The organism is Polynucleobacter sp., assembly GCF_018500155.2.
Taxonomy (GTDB): Bacteria; Pseudomonadota; Gammaproteobacteria; order Burkholderiales; family Burkholderiaceae; genus Polynucleobacter.
Window position 1 is genome coordinate 1 of sequence record NZ_JAHBAK020000020.1, and the last position, 22,249, is coordinate 22,249.

Sequence of the window (22,249 nt, forward strand, 5' to 3'; positions counted from 1 at the left end):
AAGGCTGGATCTTTACTACCGTAAACGATTCCCGGAGTTTTTCCGGAATTGCGCAGACGGCGGCTCGCACCCGTTCCCTGTACGCTTCTTTCGAATGCAACAACTTTCATATTAAATTCCCTTTTAAGGTTAATTTCCGTTCGCGACCAAACGGAAAAGCCTTAAATTATATCGTGGGAAGGAAGGGATTTACCTATAAACCCTCAAAAAACCGCCTTAAACCCCTAAAAATGGGCTTAAAACCGTATTTTTTGGTTTATTCAGCAAACATCGACATGACTGAATCACCCTTACTGATACGAGAAAGGGTCTCAGCAAGCAATGGTGCAACGCTCAATTGGCGAATTTTGCCCACTTTTAGCGCTTCTTCAGTCAATGGAATGGTATCGGTTACTACTAATTCGTCTAATTCTGAGGCTGCAATACGAGCTACAGCGCCACCCGATAACACGGCATGCGTGCAATATGCGGTGACACCTTTGGCGCCACGCTCTTTGAGTGCCTCAGCGGCTTTACAGAGGGTTCCACCAGTGTCAATGATGTCATCCATGATGACGCAATGACGACCCTCTACTTCGCCAATGAGATGCATAACCTCAGACACATTCGCTTTGGGACGACGTTTATCAATAATCGCTAAATCTGTGCCCAATTGTTTAGCCATTGCTCGAGCGCGTACAACGCCGCCGATATCTGGGGAGACAACAATCAGATCCTTCTGACTCTTTTGGGCTTGTAGGTCAGCAAGCAAAACTGGTGAGGCATAAATGTTATCTACTGGAATATCAAAGAAACCTTGGATCTGATCGGCATGAAGATCCATTGTGAGGACGCGCTCAATGCCAGCAACGGATTGGAGCATATTAGCTACGATGCGGGCTGAAATAGCAACACGAGCTGAGCGTGGACGACGATCTTGGCGAGCATATCCAAAGTAGGGAATCACTGCAGTGATGCGACTAGCGGAAGCCCGCTTTAAAGCATCAATCATGATCATTAATTCCATCAAGCTGTCATTAGTTGGTGCACAGGTTGATTGAATCACTACAACATTTTTGCCGCGAACGTTTTCTTGAATTTCTACTTGAATTTCACCGTCTGAGAAACGACCAACAAAAGCTTTACCTAGTGGCAACTTGAGTTCTTTAGCAACTGCTTGCGCTAAAACCGGATTTGCGTTGCCAGTAAATAAAGTTAATAAATCGGAGCTTGTCGGTGACATAGTCTTAGGGGTTTTGTAGGGTCAAAAGGTTGTCTTTATCGTTTCTACAGTATTTGGCAGGGGAAGAAGGATTCGAACCTTCGCATGCTGGAATCAAAATCCAGTGCCTTAACCAGCTTGGCGATTCCCCTACAGATCAATCTGAAGAAACCAAATTGTAAGCGGGATTTTTATTTAGCCCCCCAACAATTCGGCCTACCCACCCTTTTGGAAGATTTTGTAGAAGATTTTCCAGTTTGTCGCGATCAGTCTTAGGGTCTAAGACGGCAAAAACGCTACTTCCGGAGCCTGACATACGGGGTTCTGAACCCGGTACAGCCTGACGTATCCAATCCAAAGCTTGCTTCACTTCAGGGCAAATCCGCATCGCCACTGTCTGACAATCATTTGAAAGATCGGACCAAGACGATGCAAGAAAGCCCTCCATTGTAATCTGACCATGATTTCGGGTCAATTCAGGGTCTTGGAAGATTGCTTTTGTGGCTACTCCTGTTTTGGGAAAGATGACCACGTAATCTTGCTGACCTAAGGCCAATCCTTGCATCTGCTCCCCAATTCCCTCGACAAACGCATTCTTGCCAAAAAGAAAGAAAGGCACGTCTGCGCCGAGCTGGAGGCCAAGTTCGCTGAGGGTTTTTTGATCAAGATTGAGGTTCCATAATTGATTAAGACCGATGAGGGTGGTTGCTGCATCGGACGACCCTCCCCCTAAACCTGCGCCCATGGGGATTTCTTTTTTTACAGATATCTCGACACCATGCTGCGTATGGCAGTACTCGTTTAGTAAGCGCGCTGCGCGAACGACTAAGTCATTTTCTGGTTGAACACCAGGAATGGGGTTGATGCGATGTATTTTGTTATCTTGCGTGCTTCTTAAGTAAATCGTGTCGCACCAATCAATCAGCTGGAATGCGGATTGGAGTAGGTGATACCCATCTGCTCTCTGACCAATGATATGCAAAAACAAATTGATCTTTGCTGGTGAGCGCAGCGTTAGAGAGGGTTTATGTATTTCATTCATTTGGATTGTCAAATACCAAACGAATATCGATCGATCCAATATTAGAGCTTCTGGTCATCGTTAATTTTTCAAGACGATTTTTATCGCTCCATGTATAGAATAAATCCCAGCCATCTTGCTTAATGCTCCTTACTTGCCCTTTTGCATTGCGTTCAACACTAGCTTCGCTACCTGGCCTTATTTCACCTCTGAGCCAATTTGAGAGTCCTCTGGCTGGCAGTGGTAGACCCAAAGTATTTTGTACTAGCGTATCTGCATCTATTGCTGTGATGACCTGTCCATCACGTTCGAGCACGGCCTCGCCAGGAGTGATGGTAATTTTTGCAATGGCCCCACCAACAGGGTTGCGAATTTCTAATACATCTTTAAGCTGTTCTTGGGTAAGTGTGAAACCGCCTGAGCCACCTTGATTTTGGGCGTCAGTTAGCCCTGTGACTTTGACAGCAAAACGCCCATCCCACAGACCATTGGCTGCTTGATCCGTATTTGACCAGTCAGGTTTTAAGCGTTTTAAAGTTTCCTTCAAAGTGGGATTATTAGCATCTAATTTTTGGCCTTGCTTCCATATTTCTTCAGCCTCTGCAGGGCGTCCCATTACCCAAAGAACTTCTCCAATGTGTGCTGCAATATCTGCTTCGGGCTTTATTTTGAATGCTTGTTGGAGTTGCTCTAAAGCTAGAGCATTCTTACCAAGCCGAAAATTTACCCAACCCAAACTGTCCAAAATAAAACTATCTTTTGGGGAAAGTTGGTGTGCTTTGGTGATCAGTGCAAATGCTTCCTGCAATTTGATATTGCGGTCGGCTAAAGAGTAGCCCAATGCATTTAAAGAGTTGGCATCGTTTGGATTTTTTCGCAAAATTTCACGCAATGTTTTTTCCATGACATCAAGGTGCCCTGCTTTTTCTGCAGACATGGCATACGTGTAAAGCAGACTGGGATCTTTGATGTCCGGTTTTGCTGTTGAGGCAATTTCGTAAAAGGCACGCAGCGCATCTGACTCATCCTTTGCTTTCGCAAGCAATGCCTGCAGTTGCACCAGAGTGCTTTCTCGTTGCGATGGATTTTGTTGTTTGAGTAAGGCGATCGCTGGCTTTACTGCTTCTGACCAGCGATTGCTTAATATCAGCAAGGTAACTAGAACTTCTTTAGGTTTCGTTTGGGAGGAGGGAGAAAGGTTCTCCCAGGTCTTTGCAGCATTTAAAGCGAGTTCAGGTGAGCCCCCAGTAATTCCAATTTCCATGGCTCTTTGTGCCAAACGCGGATCCTTGTATTGGCGCGCCATCTCCATGTAAGTGCTATACGCTAAGCCAGCTTCACCTCTTTGCAAGGCAATTTCCGATGCAAGCACTTCAAAAACGGCTTTTCCTGTTTGGGCGTCATCCACTTGCGCAATGGCAAAGCAAGGTATGGTGATCCAGCAGGCGACGAGGAGAAGTCGCAAACCCTTGAAATAGGGCCTCAGTAAAAATTTGCTCATAAGCACATTCTAATCTGCGAATCTACAATGGATTTATGCCAGAGTTGCCAGAGGTAGAAGTCACCCGTTTGGGTATAGCCCCCCATTTGCAGGGGCGCTTGATTAGCGCTATCAAAATCATTGATGGGCGCTTGCGTTGGCCTGTGCCCAAAGCGCTGTTAAAAATACTCCCCGGCAAAAAGGTAAAGGCAATTGAGAGGCGAGGTAAATATCTTCTATTTGAAATTGATGAAGGATATCTGCTGATCCATTTGGGGATGACGGGAACTTTACGTGTTTTGCCATCCAATGAACCTTTAAAGCCGCATGATCGTGTGGCAATAGAATTTGGAAAATTGAGTTTGCGATTGCACGACCCAAGAAAATTTGGGGCAATTTTGTGGCATCCAAAATCACAAGGACGCATCGAAGATAATCCCTTGCTGCAAAAGCTGGGGGTGGAGCCATTCTCATCAGACTTTGCTGGAGAGCTAGGGGCCCAAGTCTTGTATCAGGCCTCACGTAAACGAACGGTTGCCGTAAAGCAGTTTTTATTAGCAGGTCAAGCAGTTGTCGGTGTTGGTAATATTTATTGCTCGGAAAGTCTTTTTGAAGCAGGCATCCATCCCGCAACACCCGCTGGAAAGCTCAGTCGCCCTCAATGCTCTCGCTTGGCGCAAGCAGTCAGAGTCATACTCAAAAAAGCGATTGCTGCTGGTGGAAGTAGTCTCAAGGATTTTGTAAACAGCGAGGGAGATCCAGGTCACTTCATGGTGCAAACCACGGTCTATGACCGTAAAGATGAGCCATGTAAGGTATGCAAAACCCCGATTAGGCAAATCGTGCAAGGTCAGCGCTCCACGTATTTTTGTCCCGCATGCCAAAAACGTTAAGCGCCACCTTCGCAGAAAAACTAATTTCTTGGCATGCCCGAAGCGGGCGATCAGGTTTACCCTGGCAAGGAAATCGTGATCCCTATGCAGTTTGGGTATCGGAGATTATGTTGCAGCAAACGCAAGTGACTACCGTGCTTGAGCGTTATCCCCGATTTATGAAACGTTTTCCAACAGTGCAAAAATTAGCAAGCGCGCCAATCGATGATGTACTAGCTGAATGGGCGGGGCTTGGGTATTACTCGCGAGCAAGGAACCTGCATACCTGCGCCCAACAAGTGATGAAGGATTTTGGAGGGCAATTTCCAAGAGATCCGCATACATTAGAAAAATTGAAAGGCGTTGGGCGATCTACTGCTGGTGCAATTGCGGCCTTTGCATTTCATGAGAGAGCGCCTATTCTGGATGCGAATGTCAAAAGAATTTTGGCGCGTTTATATGCAGTAGAGGGTGTGCTTCAAGATAAGAAAACGGATGATCAGCTATGGCAATTGGCTATTGATCTCTTGCCAAAGAATGCCAAGGATATGCCGGTGTATACCCAAGCCTTAATGGATTTTGGAGCCACTTGGTGCACCGCTCGCAAACCAGTTTGTTTGGGTGTAGAGAAAAAATGCCCTTTCGAGCAGTCTTGCCAGGCAAATTTAAGCAATCAAGTATTAGTTTTGCCGCAAAAAAAGACTAAAACGAAATCCCCAGAGTTTATTAGCAACATGCTTTTAATACGTGCCGGTAATTTCATTCTCCTCCAAAAGCGTCCAGATAAAGCGATTTGGGGCGGTCTATGGTCATTGCCCGAATCACCATGGACTAGTAAGGCTGCAGAACAAGCTGTTTTGGTCAATACAAAAAGTTTGTTGAAAGAAATCTTGCCGACAGAGAATGTGAATGTCTGGCAACCGATCTTTAAAAAGATGACACTTAGTCAACGCATTAAACATGTCTTTACCCACAGATGTTTGTGGATACAGGTGTGGAGCAGCGAGGCTACCCAAAAAACCGATTTACTCGACCCTAGCTTGAAGTGGATTTCCCTGAACCAGTTAGGTCGTTATGGGCTACCCCAGCCGATCAAGGTTTTGCTGCAGGGATTGAGTCCAGTTCGCGGTGACGATCTAAAAAATTGAGTTGAAGGCTAGCAAGTGACCTCTGACTACGGAAATGTTCGCTAATGCGATTAACTAAATACACCGAACGATGTTGTCCACCAGTACATCCAATAGCGACAGTTAAATAACTGCGGCCATCAGCAATATAGTGGGGCAACCACTTCTCAATAAATTGAGTAATGTCGTTTTCCATGCTGACCACCTCAGGAATTTTCTCTAAAAATTCCTTTACTGGCTTGTCATTGCCAGTTAACGGCCTTAGCAATTGATCGTAATGAGGATTGGGGAGGCAACGCACATCAAAAACGAGGTCGGCTTCGCTAGGAACACCCTTTTTGAATCCAAAGGATTCAAAAATCACAGTTAAGCCAATGGGCTTATCTTTTAAAAGATCCTGAATCCAGGAGCGAAGCGCATGCGCAGGAAGATTGCTGGTATCAATGCTATGGGCTTGAGCGCGCAATGGTTCGAGCAGGTTACGTTCTTTGTCAATAGCTTCAATGAGGGTGGCTGACTGATTTTCTTTGTCGTTGCTGGAGAGTGGGTGGCGACGACGTGTTTCAGAAAAGCGCTGCACCAAGGTGTTGGTATCGGCATTTAGAAAAACAATCCGAACTTGATGATCGCGCTTTAAATTCTCCAATATGGATGGGAGTTCGGCGATGGATTGGCCTCGTCTTGCATCAATCGCAACAGCTACGCGTTCACTCTTTTCTTTTGCCAGAGTGCCAATGAGATTTTCTAGTAGTGAAACGGGAAGATTATCGACGCAATCATAGCCAGCATCTTCAAATGCTCTCAGGGCAACTGATTTACCCGAGCCTGAGATTCCGGTAATCAGATTAATCTGCATGCTTTAAAGTAGGCGACCCTGAGATTTGATTGAATCCGATTCCGCATTCATTTGTAGTCGTTGACGTTCAATAAATTCTTTTAGGGTATCAATGCCACGTAATTGCAAAATCGTATTTCGAACAGCTGCTTCAACTAAAACTGCCAAGTTTCGACCTGCGGCCACCTGAATTTTTACTGTGCGAATAGGGATGCCTAAAACATCAATATGCTGAGCTTCTAGCGGTAGACGCTCAAATTCGCCATCAGTACGACGTACTAGTTGCACAATGAGGCGGAGTTTTAATTTGCGGCGTACGGCGGTCTCGCCAAAGATGGTGCGAATATCGAGTAAGCCTAGGCCACGCACTTCCAATAGGTTGCGCAGTATGACGGGGCAGCGACCTTCAATGTAATCAGGTCCTAAGCGTGAGAAATCAACCGCATCATCTGCTACCAAACCATGTCCACGCGAGATTAGTTCCAAACCTAACTCGCTTTTTCCAAGGCCAGATTCTCCGGTGAGCAATACTCCTAAGCCCAAGATATCCATGAATACACCATGCATCGTAATTTGTGGTGCACCGATCTTGGTAAGGTAAGTACGAAGATGGTCAATGACCTCAGCAGCAGAAATTTGGGTAGTAAATAAGGGTGTGGAGGAGCGCTGACAAAACAATTGCAGGTCGGGATCTGCAGGCTTGCCATCAGCCACAATCACGCACGGTGGCGTTTTGGATATGAGGCTCGCAATTTGCTCTTGCTTTTGTTTGGTTTCCAGGGCGGCATGATAGTCAACCTCTTGCTCGCCAAAAATTTGGATACGACTAGGGTGAATGAGGTTTAAGTGGCCTACCAAGTCAGAGCTGGCAGCCGCAGCTTTAACGGCTTCTGGTGGAAAGGTCCGATCGGCACCTTCAAGGCCGCCAATCCATGAAAGCTTTAAATCAGAAACATTGTCGTCAAAAATCTGCTGAGCAGTTACTCCGTCTAAGAGTAAGGGCTGAGTCATTTTTGGTTACCCCATCCTTGTAACAATTCACTAACTTTTACTTTATCTGTGGCAGAGGCTAACTGCTGCCTCGTATCAGAATCTGAAAGTAGTTGGGCGATAGACGACAGAATTTCTAAATGTTGTTGGGTTGCCTTTTCCGGGACCAATAAAAAAATGAGAGTGGAAACAGGCTCGTTATCAGGCGCGGCAAACTCAATAGCGTCTTGAAGCCTCATAAAAGCAGCTGCAGGTTGTTTAAGACCTTTTACGCGACCATGAGGAATGGCAACACCAGCGCCTAGAGCAGTTGAGCCCAGATCCTCTCGAGCATTTAGAAATTCAATAACCGAGCTTGCATCAATACCAACTTGTTTGGCAAAGAGGTCCCCGGCGGCTGCAAAGGCATCAGACCTGCTTTTGGCTAGGACGTCTAATGCGATGCAGTCAGGGGTGAACAGATGAGTCAGGGCATTCATTGAGATTGATTATAGGTGTCCTGACGAAAAAGATTACTCAAATCGCTTTTCGTGATGGTGATCTTGGATCTTTTCTTTGTGTTTGACAACTTGACGCTCGAGTTTATCTACCACTGCATCCATTGCATGATAGAGGTCTGCATTGTGAGCCTCGGCAAATAGTTCCTTGCCCTTGAGGTGAATAGTGATCTCAGCGCTTTGGCGACGATCCTTCTCTTTGGCGTTATCAACTACCAAAAAGGCAGATGCATCAATTACATGATCAAAGTGCTTACGAATTTTGGCCAATCCCGCCTCAAGGTGCGTGCGCATAGCTGGGGTAACTTCGACATGACGGCTATTGATTTTCAAATTCATGAGCAACTCCTTTTATCAACACATGCGCAAAGCAATGCCTGGGGTGCGCAGTAAGCCCCTATATTTTTTGAGCTGTTTTTTTTGGAAAATAAACCATGAGCCTCCAGCGTATCAGCGATTTTGCTCAAATCCAAGGGGGTAAAGGCACTTTTTTAATGCATGGGATGGGACGCCTTGCTGGGCTTACATCCGGAAGTTTTCACCCAGGTAGACTCGACGAACGGCATCGTTCTGAATAATTTGGTCGGGCTGGCCTTCTGCCAAGACGCTTCCCTCGCTGATGATGTAAGCGTGGTCGCAAATACCCAGAGTTTCACGCACATTGTGGTCGGTAATTAAAACGCCAATTTGTCGATCTCTTAAAAAACGAACAATACGCTGAATTTCCCCAACAGCAATAGGGTCAACGCCAGCAAATGGCTCATCAAGCAAGATAAATTTGGGTTGGGATGCTAAGGCGCGGGCAATCTCCACCCGTCGACGCTCTCCACCCGATAAGGAAAGGGCGGGATTATTGCGCAGATGACTAATCTGTAGCTCACCTAGCAATTCATCAAGACGACTTGCTATTTCACCTTTGCTTAGGGGTTTGCCGCCTTGAACCTGCAGCTCTAAAACGGCCTGAATATTTTCAGCTACATTCAATTTTCTAAAAACAGATGCTTCTTGTGGAAGGTAAGACAATCCCATGCGAGCTCGCTCGTGAATAGGCAGGTGAGTAATGTCTGCTCCATCCAAGACAATGCGTCCGGCATCCAAAGGTACCAACCCCACAATCATGTAAAAAGATGTGGTTTTGCCAGCACCATTAGGTCCTAGGAGACCTACCACTTCACCGCACTTAACCTCTACAGAAACATCTCGGACTACGGTTCTAGATCCATAGCGTTTCTGAAGATTGTGGGCGCTTAGTGTGGGTTTTGAATTTTGAGCCGTTAAATCCGTTGTCATTTCTCTAAGGTAGCTTTTCGTCTTGGTGAGAGGATTGCGCGCGCTAAGGGTAGGTCCTCTGGTTTGGCATTAGCAGGAGGTAAAACACGATAACGTTCTTTGACATCATCGTACTCAATTTTCCAGCCGTGTAGTTTATCGAGCATTTGCATATTCAGCGTGCGCTTAAGGCTCGCATCGCCGGTAATGGTCAGAATCTCTGTTTTGGCGTCATAGGTTACTTGGGTGCCGCGTCCATTGATAAATTCATCAGCTGGGCCTTCACGACGTTGCCGAAAACTCGCTGTTGCATCTGGTGAGCCTTTGACGTCGATAAATTCATAACCCTCGGGATCCACTTGAATATGGCCATCATCTCCCGTAACTAGCATGGTGCCTTTAATTAATAAAACCTCACCTTTTAAGTCGTATACCTGCTGAACATCATTCACAGAAACCTTTTCCGCTTCCAAAATGATGGGTTTGTCTTGATCTGCTTTTTCGGCAAGCGCATGCTGATGGGTGACCAGTGCGGCAATAAAAACCCCCGAGCAAAATAGATATTTCATGGGAGACATTTTATTGAGCCCCTTTGGGCGCGCGCTCAATTCGACCTTTAACTTGACCTGAGAGAGTCATACTCTGTTGAATGTTATTGAAAATACCCCCGTCAGTTGAATTCATCATGGAAGTGCCTTGCTCAAGCGTGATTGGGCGATTCGTTTCAATAATGTCATCATTAATTAACACCTTGAAGTAGCTAGAGGTTGCGAGCATGCGCAATGTAGCTGGTTCGGTCTCTGTTGCTGCCTGAGCAGGTCTGAAGATAGAAGCATTATTAAAAAGCTCAAGAATAGTCAGATCGCCATCCATATGGCCAGTGTCAGCCTTCACGGTGACTGGTGCTTTATTCGGTTGGAAAAGACGCATGCGAGGAATGTCAAAATCCATCGAAGCATCATCGTCATAGTGTGTGAGTTTATCGGTCAATATTCTGTACTTAGTATTACCAAGTTCATTGAGAGCTGAAAGTGTGCCATGTTTAATGATGTAATCTGGCTCATGAAGGCGAATGCGCTCTTGTGCAGGAGCTTCTGGCGGAGAGGTTTTTTGCACCAGCCAGAAGGTCATTAAGGTTAAAACGCCCATCACAATCAATGGCATTAGGCGCAATAAAGTGCGACCTATACCTATTTTGATTTGTTGAGAGGTGAATGACATCCTTTACTGTTTAGCCTTATTAAGTAATTCATCATAGCGATTTTGTGCTTTGAGGATCAAATCGCACACCTCGCGCACTGCGCCGCTACCACCTTCGCGCGCAGTGATTAAGTGAGACACTTTTTTTACTTCCAAATGTGCTTGAGCTGGAGCAATTCGTAAGCCAGCATTTTTCATCATAGCGAGATCCGGCCAATCATCTCCCATGACTGCACAGTCCTTCTCTTGCATGCCAAGGGATTTCAGTATCTCAGCCAAAACTAAGGATTTGTTTTCCACTCCCATGTGGGCATGTTGAATACCTAATTCCTCGCAACGCGCCAGAACCATCTTGGAGTTTCTGCCGGTAATGATCGCAGTGGGGATATTGCATTGCTCTAAGAGCTTAATACCCAAGCCATCCTGAATATCAAAGGCCTTAAGTGATTCTTTGCCATCTGCACCAATCCAAACTTGTCCGTTGGTGAGAACACCATCAACATCCAATACCAATAACTTCACATTTGCTGCGCGCTCTAAGGCTTGCGGGTGATCTGGGTATGGATTTGTTTGATGATGGGCAAAGATGTTGGACATAAAGTTGAGTGTTGCGAGTGTTAAATGACCTTAGCTGCAAAAAGATCATGAAGATTTAATGCGCCCAATAAAGTGCCATCTTGATCAGTTACGACTAAATGATTAATGCGGTGCTTTTCCATCATCTCAATGGCTTCTTCTGCCAAAAGCTCCGGCGGTATGGTCCGTGGATTAGGAGTAATCGCATTTTTCAGGGTGATGCTACTCAAATCAGAACTTTTCTCTAGTAGTCGACGTAGATCACCATCAGTCAATATGCCAAAGACTTTTTGACTCTCATTTAGCACTACCACCATACCCATACGCTTTGCTGTCATCTCCAGCAATGCCTCTTGAAGTGAGGCTTGTACAGAAATTTTTGGTGTGTCATTAAGCCCGCGCATGACTTCGCTCACATGCATTAATTGTTTTCGGCCCAATCGACCACCAGGATGGGAGCGCTGAAAATCTTCTGCTTTAAAGCCACGTGCATCTAGTAAGGCAACCGCGAGAGCATCTCCCATCGCTAATGTGGCAGTTGTGCTGCTGGTGGGTGCAAGATTTAACGGGCACGCTTCTTTTTCAACGCTGGTATCTAAGTGCGCATCTGCTAATTTGGCAAGTGAAGATTCTGGGGCGCCTGTGAGTGCGATCAGTTTGGCGCCAGTACGTTTCACAATCGGCACGATCGTTAATAGTTCATCGGTTTCGCCAGAATTAGAGAGGGCAACAAAAACATCATCTCTAGTGACCATCCCTAGGTCACCATGACTGGCCTCAGCTGGGTGAACAAAAAATGCTGGTGATCCAGTCGAAGCAAAAGTGGCGGCAATTTTTCGGGCAATATGACCCGACTTGCCAATGCCAGAAACGACAATTCTGCCCTTGCAGTCGTGCAAAAGCTGTACGGCATGTACTAAGGCGTCCGCATGGATGCCTTCAAGGCGATCGCGCATTGTTTGCAGTGCAGCAGCCTCAATGGTGAGGGTGTCGCGAGCAAGCTTTAGGGTACGTTCACGAGTCTTAGCTATCATCGAGTAAGTATATGCCGTCAGTCCTTCAATTAACTCTCATTCTCCTAGCCGCTGGTGTGGCTGGAGTTGTTATTTTCCGCTATTTTGGCTTACCCCCTATTTTGGGCTATTTGGCCATTGGCGTGCTGATTGGCCCTAATACGCTTGGATTGGCAAGTGACTCAGCTACTGTTAAGTATTTAGCAGAGTTTGGCGTGGTTTTTTTAATGTTTTCGATTGGGCTGGAATTCAACCTCCATAAGCTCAGATCGATGAAAACCATCGTATTTGGACTCGGTGGCAGCCAAGTGGTTTTAACCATGCTGTTAGCTGTGCCAGCCAGTCTTCTCATGAATTGGATTTATCCCATCTCTTGGCAAGCTGCAATTGCACTGGGTGGCGCGCTAGCGATGTCTTCAACGGCGATTGTCACTAAGCTCATTGCCGATCGTGCTGAATTAGAAACAGAGCATGGACGCAATGTTGTCGGTATTTTGTTATTTCAAGATTTGGCGGTGGTGTTCTTGTTGATTCTTTTGCCGTCTCTTGGAAAGAATCCTAAAGATCTCTTTGTCGCCTTAACTGCTGCCTCAATCAAAATTACAGTGGCATTGACATTGATTTTCTTTATTGGTCAGTCGCTGATGAGTCGTTGGTTTAGGTTGGTAGCAAAACTGCGCTCACAAGAGCTATTCATGCTCAATCTATTGTTGATTGTTTTGGGTATGGCGGCATTAACAGAGCACTTTTGGCTCTCATTGGCGCTCGGCGCGTTTTTGGCGGGCATGTTGATTTCTGAAACACCCTACCGTCATCAAGTTGAAGAAGATGTCAAACCTTTTCGTGATGTATTGCTGGGGCTGTTCTTTATTACGATTGGCATGCTGCTTGACTTTAAGGTCATTAGCGAGCAGTGGGTTCTAGTGATAGTCCTTTTATTAGGGCCGCTATTGTTTAAATTTGGATTGATCGCAATACTTGCTCGCTTTTTTGGCTCCAGTCCAGGTATTTCGATTCGCACGGGCTTATGTCTTGCCCAAGCTGGTGAATTTGGTTTTGTATTGTTAAATCAAATTGATGGTCTAGATTTAATTGATCCAACATTAAGTCAGGCAGTGTTAGCTGCCATGCTCCTCTCGATGTTTTGCGCTCCATTTCTCATTGAATACAGCGATCGTATTGCCATGCGTTTCTCAAGCAATGAATGGTTATTGCAATCACTCGCATTAACACGGGTTGCTGCAAAGAGTGTGCGCAATGAAAATCACGTCATTATTTGTGGCTTTGGACGATCTGGCCAAAGTCTCGCTCGTATGCTCGATCAAGAAAAAATTCCTTACATTGCTTTGGATTTGGATCCTGATCGAGTAAAGGAAGCTGCTGCTGCTGGCGACAACGTGGTTTATGGAGATGCTAGCCGTGAAAATTATCTAGTAGCCGCTGGCTTATCTCGGGCTAAGACTGTAGTCATCACTTACGCAGATACACCAGCAAGCTTAAGGGTTTTGCGCCAGGTCGAACATTTAAGACCAGGCATGACCGTTTTAGTGCGTACGAGAGATGATGCTGATATTGGTAAGTTACAAGCCGCTGGTGCTACCGAAGTAGTTCCTGAGTTGATTGAGGGCAGTTTGATGATTGCGTCCCATGTGCTCTTGATCATGGGTGTGCCCATGCGTAAGGTAGTCAGACGCATTACGACTGCGCGCGAGGAGCGCTATAGCTTGTTGAGGGGTTATTTCCGCGGCTCAAGTGATGATGATTTTGGGTCAAATGAATCTTGGCGCCTACATTCGATCACTTTGCTGCCTAATTCACAGGCTGTCGGCAAAACACTAGAGGAACTAGATTTGGGAGCCGAGGGGGTCAGTGTTCAAGCGGTCCGTCGTAAAGGGCGTAATGCTGATTATGCAAAGTTGATACTGACGCCCGAATTGCAACTACTGGCAAACGATATCTTGGTGATCTCAGGTAGTTCTGAAGCAATTGACTTGGCTGAAGCTAAATTACTCTGAGATCTCGGTTAAAAAAGATTATTTCTTTTTCTTGTTGGCAGTAGATTTGCGTGCGAGTAGTGGCGCTAGATAGTGACCAGTAAAACTAGCTGTATTTTTCACCACATCCTCCGGTGTTCCAGTTGCTATGATTTGCCCGCCACCAGCTCCGCCTTTGGGACCTAAATCAATAATCCAATCTGCGGTTTTAATGACATCCAAATTGTGCTCAATGATGACAATTGTGTTCCCTTGTTTCTTGAGAGTTTGAATCACGGTGAGCAGCAACTGAATGTCATGAAAATGCAAGCCGGTTGTTGGTTCATCTAGGATATAGAGCGTTCTGCCCGTATCTCGTTTCGAGAGCTCAAGCGATAATTTCACGCGCTGAGCTTCGCCACCAGATAGCGTAGTTGCGCTTTGACCAAGCTGAACATAGCCTAACCCGACATCTAAAAGTGTTTTAAGTTTTCTTTTAACAACAGGTACAGCCTCAAAAAATTCATGTGCTTGTTCAATAGTCATCGACAGCACTTCGTGAATATTTTTACCTTTGTAACGAATATCTAAGGTCTCGCGGTTGTAGCGCTTTCCATGACAAACGTCACATGGAACATAAACATCAGGCAAGAAGTGCATTTCTACCTTGAGGACACCGTCCCCTTCACAGGAATCGCAACGACCGCCTTTGACGTTAAAAGAAAAGCGGCCAGCTTCATAACCACGCTCGCGAGCTGCTGGAACTCCAGCAAACAATTCACGAATAGGAGTGAATAGACCGGTATAGGTAGCCGGATTGGACCGTGGAGTTCTGCCGATAGGCGATTGATCAACGCTAATCACTTTATCGAAGTGCTCAAGGCCTTTAATAGCATCATGAGCAGCCGGCTCAGTGCTTGAGCCATACAGATGTTGCGCTACTGCATGATGCAACGTGTCATTAATGAGGGTAGATTTCCCTGATCCAGATACACCGGTTACGCAGGTTAAAAGCCCCACTGGAATTTTGGCATGCACTGACTGCAAGTTGTTGCCACGTGCACCAATAATTTCAAGAAAACGATCGTTTACAGGAATACGCTTTTGTGGAACTTCGATAGCTTCTCGTCCTGCGAGATAGGCGCCTGTGAGTGAGTTCGGGTTGGCTTCAACTTCAGCCGGCGTACCTTGAGCCACGATAGCGCCACCATGCACTCCAGCGCCAGGGCCAATATCAATTACCCAGTCTGAGGCACGAATCATGTCTTCATCGTGCTCTACTACCAAGACACTATTACCTAAATCACGTAGGTGCTTTAACGTACCAATTAATCGATCGTTATCACGTTGATGTAATCCGATAGAAGGCTCATCCAATACATACATCACTCCTGTTAAACCAGAACCGATCTGGCTTGCAAGGCGAATTCGTTGTGCTTCACCACCTGATAGGGTATCGGCACTGCGTTCAAGAGATAGATAGTCAAGCCCTACATCATTTAAAAAGCGTAAACGAGCACTGATCTCTTTCACAATCTTGTCAGCAATTTCTTTCTTGGCGCCTTGAAGCTCTAATGATTCAAAATATTCTTTGGCTTCTTTGAGTGGCAGTGCGCTGATTTCATATATAGCGCGGGATTGTTTTTTCTCACCCACTTTGACAAAGCGCGCTTCTTTACGCAAGCGGCTGCCATTGCACTCTGGGCAAGTTTGAATATTTTGATAACGCGCTAATTCTTCGCGAACGGTGACTGAATCCGTCTCGCGATAGCGACGCTCAAAATTGGCAACAATGCCTTCAAACGCATGCTCACGGATCGTGTTTTTGCCACGCTCATTAATATACTCAAAGGGGATGGTTACATCACCGGAGCCCAACAAGATGAGGTCTTGTTGCTTTTTAGAAAGTGATTCAAACGGTTTCTCAACATCAAACCCGCCATGTTTAGCAAGGGTTTGCAGTAGCTTGAAGTAAAACTGGTTGCGGCGATCCCAACCTTTGATTGCACCAGAGGCCAGTGAAAGTTCGGGATGGGCCACTATGCGCTTAGGATCAAAGAACGATTGATGCCCTAACCCATCACACGAAGGACAAGCACCCATTGGGTTATTAAAGGAAAAGAGGCGTGGCTCAAGTTCTTGCAATGAATACGAGCACACGGGGCAGGCAAACTTACTTGAAAAAATCATTTCCTTGCCGGTATCCATGTCTACCACCATGGCTTTACCATCCGCTAAGCGGAGAGCAGTCTCAAAGGATTCTGCAAGTCGCTGTTGAATATCAGGACGCACTTTGATGCGATCTACAACAACCTCAATAGAATGCTTATCGTTTTTCTTTAACGCTGGAACTTGATCCACTTCAAAAATTTCTGCCTTAGCCGCGTTAGCTGTGCCGCCGCCAGAGCGCACGCGAAAGCGCACAAAACCTTGTGCTTGCAAGTCTTGAAAGAGGTCGACAAACTCGCCTTTGCGCTCACTGACTACGGGAGCCAGAATCATTAATTTAGTATCTTCTGGTAATGCGAGAACGGTATCCACCATTTGCGAAACACTTTGTGCTTCTAAAGGTAGATTGTGATCAGGACAGTGCGGCGTTCCTGCGCGTGCAAATAATAGACGCAAGTAATCATGAATTTCTGTAACGGTTCCTACGGTTGAGCGTGGATTGTGACTAGTTGCTTTTTGCTCAATGGAGATTGCAGGCGAAAGACCTTCAATCGTGTCAACATCTGGTTTTTCCATCAACTGTAAAAATTGACGGGCATAAGCAGAAAGCGACTCAACATAACGTCTCTGCCCTTCGGCATATAAGGTATCAAAAGCTAATGAACTTTTGCCAGACCCCGATAAGCCAGTTAAGACGACGAGTTTTTCCCTAGGGATGTCTAGATTGATATTTTTGAGGTTGTGGGTGCGGGCACCACGGATCTTGATTTCGTTATTCATGATTTTTTAGCGTAACTTGTTAATATAGCTCTTTCTGATGAATCCTTCTGAACTTCGCTCCACTCTGGCCTTAGCAGGCATCTTCGGCCTACGAATGCTAGGCCTGTTCCTCTTATTGCCCGTATTTAGCATCCACGCAAGGGGTTTGCCTGGTGGTGAGCATGCCCTTTGGGTTGGCTTGACGCTGGGAATCTTCAATATTGTGCAGGCGTGTTTTTACATTCCGTTAGGGCGTTTATCTGATCGGGTTGGTCGTAAAGTGGTTGTTTTGTGGGGCCTCTCTTTGTTTGTGGCTGGTGCCTTAATTTGTGCAGCCAAGGATGATTTGCTTTGGATTGCTTTGGGTCGCGGCATTATGGGTGCTGGGGCTGTTTCAGCGGCAATCTCAGCATGGGTTGCTGACTTAACGCGCGAACAGGTACGTACCCGAGCCATGGCGCTTGTCGGTGGCAGTATTGCCCTGTCATTCGCCCTCTCCTTGGTGATGGCGGCGCCCATATATCGCATGATTAGTTTGAGTGGGATTTTTGTGGTCTTAGCAATCCTTGGTGTCGTAGCAATGTTAGTGACTTACTACCTTTTGCCTTCAGGCAAGACTAACACTCCAATTGCACAAGCTTCGCTGCGAGAGGTATTTTTTAGACCGGAATTAGTGCGTTTGAATGTAGGCGTCTTTGTTTTGCATGCTACGCAAGTGGCGATGTTCTTGGTGGTACCCCGTCTATTAGTACAAGCTGGATTGCCACTTTCATCACATTGGGAAATTTATCTGCCAGTAGTTTTGCTGTCATTTTTTTGCATGGCACCCATTTTGATTTTTGGTGAAAAAAAACAAAAACTGCGCACAATTTTGTTACTTGCGATTGTCTTGTTATTGATTGCTGAGATTCTATTTACAAAGACTTCATCCATTATTTCTATTGCCATTGCTTTATTGATTTATTTTGTGGGATTTAACTTATTAGAGGCCTTACAACCTTCTTTGGTATCGCGCTTTGCTAAGGAATCTAAAGGCACTGCCCTCGGTGTATACAACACAACTCAGTCAATTGGTTTATTCACCGGAGCAGCAATTGGCGGATATTTAATGGATAGCCATGGAGAATTATCAGTCTTTGTGATGGGTGCTGTACTCCTCATTTGCTGGCTTATAATTGCTTGGTCGATGCGTGAGTTGCCTGCAAAGGTTCCTCAATCAAAAGATATCGCAGCATAGACAAAGCCGCAGCTTTTCATTGATGTTTAGAAATTCAGTAGTCATTTTTAGTGTTATTAACAGCAGTATTTTTCTTCGGGAGACAACATGGCTTCGGTAAATAAGGTCATCATCGTGGGTAACGTAGGACGTGATCCAGAAACGCGTTACATGCCAAGCGGCGACGCCGTTACAAATATTTCAGTAGCAACATCTGATCGCTACAAAGATAAACAAACTGGCGAAATGAAAGAAACTACTGAGTGGCATCGCGTAGCGTTCTTTGGTAAGTTAGCAGAAATCGCTGGCCAGTATCTCAAAAAAGGTTCGCAGGTTTATGTTGAGGGTCGTTTGCGTACTCGTAAATGGACCGATGCGAGTGGACAAGAAAAATATTCCACAGAGATCGTTGCAGAAACAATGCAAATGCTAGGCGGTAAGCCTGTTGGTGGAGGCGGCGATGGCGGCGAGAGTTATAGTCGCTCTAAGTCTGCAGAGCAATCAGCACCTGCCTCATCTAGTGCAGCATCTCTTGGTGCAATGGATGACGATATTCCATTTTAAGTAGTGCGTAACGCAGTAGCTGCTGCAAATAAAAACCCCTTGTAGGAATTCCTAGAAGGGGTTTTTCATTTATGAGGCATCAATTGCTATTGGCGCGCATGACGAATATTGTCTGGCCAAGGAGAATTATGATCAGTGCGAAATGGATTGATATCTAGACCGCCCCGTCTGGTGTAGCGAGCATAGACAGATAATTTATCCGGTTTACATTCGCGTTTAATGTCTGTGAAGATGGTTTCAACACAATGTTCGTGAAACTCTCCTTTGTGCCTAAATCCAATCAGATAGCGCAGTAAGCCCTCTTCAAGAATAGGACGTCCTTGATAGCGAATTTGAATGCTTGCCCAGTCTGGCTGTCCAGTAACGGGGCAATTTGATTTGAGTAAATGCGAGACGAAGCATTGTTCGATAGGGCCAAAATCCTGATTGACCCCAAGTAAGCTGGGGTCGGCAGGCAATAAAGGGTCTACTTCAATATCAAGACGATCAAGCAAGATCCCGCTCATTTCTTGCATCCCTTTTTTGGCAATATGGTCTGTGGGGGTCAGGCGTGTATGTATTGGGCTGCCAGCAGCATTGGAAATATCTGTTATCAGCCGCTGTCGAAGAGCATCTTCGCTTTCAAAGCGCGCATTATTCAAGCTATTGAGATAGAGCTTGAAAGATTTAGATTCAATCATATGCGGTGAATCTGCCGGCACATGAAATTCAGCTAAAGCAATTTGTGGCTTCCCTTTGGGGTTTAGCCAGCTGACCTCAAAGGCATTCCAGATATCCACTCCCACAAAAGGAAGTGCGCCGCTATCATGCAGGCCCAATTTCTTACGATTATCCGCGCGAGGAATAGGAAAAAGTAAGTCTGGATCGTATTGCTGCGGATATTGTGTCGATTGACCAAGAGGTAGTTTTGCCATAAACGTATGCTTACTTCTTTGGTTTATTTGATACACCGGACACAACATGACCTGTTGGTGCAACCGACGCAGCAGATTGGCAATGGCCGGTTTGATCATCAAAGAAAAAATCAGGCTCAAATTCTTTAAGAAATTCGCTTTTCGAAAGGCCACCTAAGAACATTGCTTCATCAACATCTACACCCCATGCCATCAATGTCCTAATGGCTCTCTCATGGGCTGGAGCAGAGCGCGCAGTAACTAATGCCGTGCGAATGCGCATGCCATTTTCACTGGTAGTGCGTTGTAGTCGATGTAGTGCCTCAAGTAATGGCTTAAATGGACCTGGAGGTAACGGCGTATCTACCTTTTTACTTTCGTGATCTACAAAGGCTTCCAAACCTTTTTTCTGAAATACCTGTTCTGCTTCATCTGAGAAGAGCACTGCATCACCGTCAAACGCAATGCGAATTTCATTAGGATGTGACTCTGCAGTCTTGCTTGATTCTGGAAAAACGCGCGCGGCCGGAAAGCCTGCATCAAGAGTTGCCCGAACATCATCCTCATTTGCAGATAAAAAGAGATTAGCGTGTAGAGAGCGTAGGTAGTGATAAGGCGGTCTACCACGCGTAAAAACACCCCGCTCAAGACGAAGGCCATGGAACTCGGCGGAGCGGAATACCCGTAAGCCGCTCACTGGGTCATTGCGCGAGAGGATGACGACTTCTACACGTTGCTCACCCTCTTCATTAAAGGCTAAAAGCTTTTTTACGAGAGGAAATGCCACGCCCTTTTGAGCTGCTTCGCTAAGACGCTCTAACTGTAACTTCATGTAAGCACTATCGTCAGAGGATTCAAAGATGCGATTTTCTTCTTCGAAATCAAACAGGGCGCGTGAAGAAATAGCAACAACAAGTTTCCCGGTTAGCGTGTATGACATCTGGAATCACTTTTATTTTAAGAAGAGGCGATATGCAGGATTATCACTCTCATTCCAGTGCGGGTAGCCTAAGGTTGCCAAGAAACTTTGGAATTTCTTCTGCTCATTTTTGGGCACCTGAATACCTACTAATATGCGGCCATAGTCAGCGCCATGGTTGCGATAGTGAAAGAGGCTAATGTTCCAGTTGGGCGCCATGCTGGTTAAAAATTTCATTAAAGCGCCCGGGCGCTCAGGAAACTCAAACCGATAAAGTAATTCATCTTTGGCTAGTGCTGAATGTCCGCCAACCATGTGACGTAAGTGAGACTTTGCAAGTTCATCATGGGTAAGGTCAATTGTCGCAAATTGAGCTTTGCGAAAATGCTTTGCAATCGCCTCGCTATCACCAGCTTTTTGCGTGCTGATGCCAACAAAAATATGCGCTTCACTTTGATCGCCAATGCGATAGTTAAACTCAGTAACATTTCGTTTGCCAAGTAGCTCACAGAAGCGTTTAAACGATCCACGCTCCTCGGGGATAGTGACTGCAAATACTGCTTCGCGGAATTCGCCAACATCGGCTCGTTCAGCAACCAAGGGCAGGCGACCAAAGTTCATATTTGCGCCACATGCTACGGCGACTAAGGTTTTTTTCTTGATGCGTTTTTTCTCGACATACTTCTTCATGCCTGCAATGGCAAGCGCGCCAGCAGGCTCAAGAATGCTGCGGGTATCGGTAAACACATCATTAATTGCCGCACAGATTTCATCGGTATCAACAGTGACGATTTCATCAACCACTTTTTTGCAGATGCGAAAGGTTTCTTTTCCAACCAATTTGACTGCAGTGCCATCCGAAAACAAACCGACATCTTTCATCTCAATACGCTTATTCGCTTTGAGTGATTGATTCATCGCATCAGAGTCTGATGCTTGGACACCAATGACTTTAGTTTTAGGGCTGACTGCTTTGATATATTCACCAATACCTGCAATCAGGCCACCACCACCAATCGCTACAAATACAGCATCAATAGGCTTTTCATATTGAGTGAATATTTCATGCGCGATAGTGCCTTGTCCTGCAATGACGTCTGGATCGTCGAAGGGATGAACGAATGTCAAACCTTTCTTTTTGGCCAGTTGCTCAGAGTGCTTAAAAGCATCGCTGTAGGATTCGCCGTGAAGGATGATTTCTACCCAAGATCCTCCCCTTGCTTTAACAGCATCGATTTTGACGCTCGGTGTAGTTACCGGCATCACAATGACGGCCTTGCATTTCATTTTGGCGGCTGAAAGAGCCACCCCTTGGGCATGATTTCCTGCTGAAGCAGTAATGACTCCGCGTTTTAAGGCCTCAGCGGGTAAATGTGCCATTTTGTTATAGGCGCCACGCAGCTTAAATGAAAAAACTGGCTGGTTATCCTCTCTTTTGAGAAGAACCTGGTTACCTAAGCGTTTGGTGAGCTCAGGAGCGACCTGAAGCTCAGTTTCTCTGGCAACGTCATAGACGCGCGCCGATAAAATTTTCTTTAAATAGTTCGTAGCCATCTATTGAGCGTACCACGGATGACCCCTAAGCCCTTAGTTTTGCAGGGGTTTATCCCCTAAAGAAGCAACTTTCTCTGATTCCTGACAGTATCAAGAATGCTCAATTAAAATGCCTATTTAT

General features: G+C 45.8%; 21 protein-coding genes, 1 tRNA gene and 1 pseudogene. 5 read left to right on the forward strand and 18 right to left on the reverse strand.

Annotated elements, in window-relative coordinates; genetic code table 11:
• From KIH43_RS02375 to KIH43_RS02395, 5 genes and pseudogenes are all read right to left on the reverse strand, one after another.
• Positions 1-110: pseudogene (locus KIH43_RS02375) on the reverse strand (50S ribosomal protein L25); the annotation flags it as partial.
• Between the two features lie 146 nt (positions 111-256).
• Positions 257-1,222 carry a ribose-phosphate pyrophosphokinase gene (locus KIH43_RS02380; protein ID WP_296967313.1) on the reverse strand — a complete coding sequence of 322 codons (966 nt, stop codon included), beginning with the start codon at positions 1,220-1,222 and terminating at the stop codon, positions 257-259.
• A 54-nt stretch (positions 1,223-1,276) separates the two neighbouring features.
• Positions 1,277-1,353: transfer RNA gene (locus KIH43_RS02385), tRNA-Gln, on the reverse strand.
• A 5-nt stretch (positions 1,354-1,358) separates the two neighbouring features.
• Positions 1,359-2,243, reverse strand: a complete 885-nt coding sequence (ispE, locus tag KIH43_RS02390) for a 4-(cytidine 5'-diphospho)-2-C-methyl-D-erythritol kinase (protein ID WP_297717345.1) — start codon at positions 2,241-2,243, stop codon at positions 1,359-1,361.
• Complete coding sequence (locus tag KIH43_RS02395) at positions 2,236-3,723, reverse strand: lipoprotein insertase outer membrane protein LolB (RefSeq protein WP_297717347.1); 1,488 nt, start codon at positions 3,721-3,723, stop codon at positions 2,236-2,238. The genes ispE and KIH43_RS02395 overlap by 8 nt, the downstream gene beginning before the upstream one ends.
• A gap of 35 nt (positions 3,724-3,758) precedes the next feature.
• Here KIH43_RS02395 and mutM point away from each other — a divergent pair, with 35 nt between their 5' ends.
• The gene (gene mutM / locus KIH43_RS02400; RefSeq protein WP_297717349.1) at positions 3,759-4,595 is read left to right on the forward strand and encodes a bifunctional DNA-formamidopyrimidine glycosylase/DNA-(apurinic or apyrimidinic site) lyase; all 837 of its coding nucleotides are present in this window, start codon (positions 3,759-3,761) and stop codon (positions 4,593-4,595) included.
• The gene (gene mutY / locus KIH43_RS02405; RefSeq protein WP_297717351.1) at positions 4,580-5,722 is read left to right on the forward strand and encodes an A/G-specific adenine glycosylase; all 1,143 of its coding nucleotides are present in this window, start codon (positions 4,580-4,582) and stop codon (positions 5,720-5,722) included. Before mutM ends, mutY begins: the two co-directional genes overlap by 16 nt.
• On the opposite strand, the gene rapZ is transcribed toward mutY, so the two are convergent.
• The 9 genes from rapZ to KIH43_RS02450 form a co-directional block, all read right to left on the reverse strand.
• Entirely contained in the window at positions 5,667-6,557 is an 891-nt protein-coding gene (rapZ, locus tag KIH43_RS02410; RefSeq protein WP_297717354.1) for an RNase adapter RapZ, read from the reverse strand. The genes mutY and rapZ overlap by 56 nt on opposite strands.
• A gap of 3 nt (positions 6,558-6,560) precedes the next feature.
• Positions 6,561-7,547: an HPr(Ser) kinase/phosphatase gene (hprK, locus tag KIH43_RS02415; protein ID WP_296967319.1), complete on the reverse strand. Its 987-nt coding sequence runs from the start codon at positions 7,545-7,547 to the stop codon at positions 6,561-6,563.
• Positions 7,544-8,005 carry a PTS sugar transporter subunit IIA gene (locus KIH43_RS02420; protein WP_296967320.1) on the reverse strand — a complete coding sequence of 154 codons (462 nt, stop codon included), beginning with the start codon at positions 8,003-8,005 and terminating at the stop codon, positions 7,544-7,546. The genes hprK and KIH43_RS02420 overlap by 4 nt, the downstream gene beginning before the upstream one ends.
• 33 nt (positions 8,006-8,038) lie before the next feature.
• Positions 8,039-8,362, reverse strand: coding sequence for a ribosome-associated translation inhibitor RaiA (gene raiA, locus KIH43_RS02425; protein WP_296967322.1), 324 nt, complete (start codon positions 8,360-8,362; stop codon positions 8,039-8,041).
• Between the two features lie 183 nt (positions 8,363-8,545).
• Positions 8,546-9,313 carry an LPS export ABC transporter ATP-binding protein gene (gene lptB / locus KIH43_RS02430; RefSeq protein WP_296967324.1) on the reverse strand — a complete coding sequence of 256 codons (768 nt, stop codon included), beginning with the start codon at positions 9,311-9,313 and terminating at the stop codon, positions 8,546-8,548.
• Complete coding sequence (lptA, locus tag KIH43_RS02435; RefSeq protein WP_296967326.1) at positions 9,310-9,861, reverse strand: lipopolysaccharide transport periplasmic protein LptA; 552 nt, start codon at positions 9,859-9,861, stop codon at positions 9,310-9,312. Before lptA ends, lptB begins: the two co-directional genes overlap by 4 nt.
• A gap of 10 nt (positions 9,862-9,871) precedes the next feature.
• Positions 9,872-10,513, reverse strand: a complete 642-nt coding sequence (gene lptC / locus KIH43_RS02440) for an LPS export ABC transporter periplasmic protein LptC (RefSeq protein WP_297717357.1) — start codon at positions 10,511-10,513, stop codon at positions 9,872-9,874.
• 3 nt (positions 10,514-10,516) lie between these two features.
• The gene (locus KIH43_RS02445; RefSeq protein ID WP_297717361.1) at positions 10,517-11,089 is read right to left on the reverse strand and encodes an HAD hydrolase family protein; all 573 of its coding nucleotides are present in this window, start codon (positions 11,087-11,089) and stop codon (positions 10,517-10,519) included.
• Between the two features lie 20 nt (positions 11,090-11,109).
• Positions 11,110-12,102 (reverse strand): KpsF/GutQ family sugar-phosphate isomerase, encoded by a 993-nt coding sequence (locus tag KIH43_RS02450; protein ID WP_296967333.1) that lies wholly within the window; start codon positions 12,100-12,102, stop codon positions 11,110-11,112.
• Positions 12,103-12,113: 11 nt separating this feature from the next.
• Here KIH43_RS02450 and KIH43_RS02455 point away from each other — a divergent pair, with 11 nt between their 5' ends.
• Complete coding sequence (locus tag KIH43_RS02455; RefSeq protein ID WP_297717363.1) at positions 12,114-14,096, forward strand: monovalent cation:proton antiporter family protein; 1,983 nt, start codon at positions 12,114-12,116, stop codon at positions 14,094-14,096.
• Positions 14,097-14,114: 18 nt separating this feature from the next.
• Here the strand turns inward: KIH43_RS02455 and uvrA are convergent, their stop codons facing one another.
• Positions 14,115-17,003: an excinuclease ABC subunit UvrA gene (gene uvrA, locus KIH43_RS02460; RefSeq protein WP_297717366.1), complete on the reverse strand. Its 2,889-nt coding sequence runs from the start codon at positions 17,001-17,003 to the stop codon at positions 14,115-14,117.
• A gap of 37 nt (positions 17,004-17,040) precedes the next feature.
• On the opposite strand from uvrA, the gene KIH43_RS02465 reads away from it, so the two are divergent.
• Together KIH43_RS02465 and ssb are read left to right on the forward strand one after the other, a co-directional pair.
• Entirely contained in the window at positions 17,041-18,219 is a 1,179-nt protein-coding gene (locus KIH43_RS02465; RefSeq protein ID WP_297717369.1) for an MFS transporter, read from the forward strand.
• Between the two features lie 87 nt (positions 18,220-18,306).
• On the forward strand, positions 18,307-18,762 hold the full coding sequence (gene ssb, locus KIH43_RS02470) for a single-stranded DNA-binding protein (protein WP_296967342.1): 456 nt from the start codon (positions 18,307-18,309) through the stop codon (positions 18,760-18,762).
• 86 nt (positions 18,763-18,848) lie between these two features.
• Here ssb and queF read toward each other — a convergent pair whose 3' ends face one another.
• From queF to ilvA, 3 genes are read right to left on the reverse strand one after another with little or no spacing between them, the layout of a single operon-like run.
• On the reverse strand, positions 18,849-19,676 hold the full coding sequence (queF, locus tag KIH43_RS02475; RefSeq protein WP_297717374.1) for an NADPH-dependent 7-cyano-7-deazaguanine reductase QueF: 828 nt from the start codon (positions 19,674-19,676) through the stop codon (positions 18,849-18,851).
• 10 nt (positions 19,677-19,686) lie between these two features.
• Positions 19,687-20,595 carry a 5'-nucleotidase gene (locus KIH43_RS02480; protein WP_297717377.1) on the reverse strand — a complete coding sequence of 303 codons (909 nt, stop codon included), beginning with the start codon at positions 20,593-20,595 and terminating at the stop codon, positions 19,687-19,689.
• 12 nt (positions 20,596-20,607) lie between these two features.
• Positions 20,608-22,128 (reverse strand): threonine ammonia-lyase, biosynthetic, encoded by a 1,521-nt coding sequence (gene ilvA, locus KIH43_RS02485; protein ID WP_297717380.1) that lies wholly within the window; start codon positions 22,126-22,128, stop codon positions 20,608-20,610.
• Between the last annotated feature and the right edge of the window lie 121 nt (positions 22,129-22,249).